General features: G+C 75.1%; 1 protein-coding gene. It reads right to left on the bottom strand.

The genetic code is table 11. The annotated features are described in order from the left end of the window. Positions 1 to 43 precede the first annotated feature (43 nt). Positions 44 to 1,018, bottom strand: a 975-nt coding sequence (locus MJ797_RS13655; protein ID WP_239334748.1) for a hypothetical protein, incomplete at its 5' end; no start/stop codon positions are given.

Below are 1,018 nucleotides of genomic sequence, written 5' to 3'. Positions count from 1 at the left end.
CCGCCCGGGGCCGCTGGCGGCACACCCCGGCCGCCGGGTGTTCTTAATGTGACTGACCGTTACTATCGGGGTGATGTATCTGGGATGCGGGCTGCCCAGCCCCGCGGAGGCTGTCACGGGCCGCGGTCAGCTCTGCCCGTACCGCGCGCAGCTCGGCGGCGAGTTCGTCGACTTGCCGTTCCGCGCGCTCGGCGCGGGCCCGGGCGTCCGCCCTGGCCTCGACGAGCACCCCCTGGCGTTCGTCCGCCACCCGTTGTGCGTTGTCCAGCCGCCTGTCGGCATCAGCGTGGATGCGGGCGATCGCGGCATCGGTGATCTCTTGCTGGCGAAGCAGGTCGGCGCGCAACCGCTCGATTTCCGCCCGAGCCTCGGTCGCGGTCCGCTCGAAAGCCTCCGCCCGGGCCAGCGCCGCATCACGGGCCGCGGCTGCGGCGGCAAGGGCCTGGGCAGCTTCCTCCCGGGCCCGCGCAAGGGCGGCCGTGGCTTCGCCGCGTGCCGTCGCGACAGCGGCATCCGCGGCCTGACGAGCCTGGCTGATCTCCTCAGCCGCCTGGGTACAGGCCTGTTCGATCCGGGTGTCGGCATCCCGCCGGGCTTGCTCAAGGGCGGCCGCGGCTTCGGCGCGCACCGCGTCAAGGGCGGCCTGTGCCTCGTCGCGGGCCGCGGCACACGCGTCCCGTTCGGCCTCCAGGCCGGCCCGCCGCTCGTCGAGCTGGTCTACCGCGGCGACCGCCTCAGCCGCGACGGCCTCGGCCTCGATCCGCGCGGCCTGCGCCTCGCGGGCGACCTGTTCGGCCCGGACCGACCGGGCGACCGCTTCGGCGACCCGTTCGGCCGCTTCGGCCTCAACGGTCTCGACTCGTGCCTCCGTTGCCGCCATATCGCCGAGGGCCGCCATCTCATGGACGAACCCGTCCAGCGCGCGGGTGAGCCCGGTGGCCAGCGCCGTGATCTGTTCCGCCAGCGCGTCCGCGCGCGCGCGTGCCCCGCCGGAGAGCGGCGCCGGGCTGGCTGCCGG

Source organism: Protofrankia sp. CiP3, from assembly GCF_917627345.1.
GTDB lineage: Bacteria > Actinomycetota > Actinomycetes > Frankiales > Frankiaceae > Protofrankia.
The sequence above is the reverse complement of the archived record's forward strand: the minus strand, read 5'-3'. Positions and strand labels throughout refer to the sequence as shown.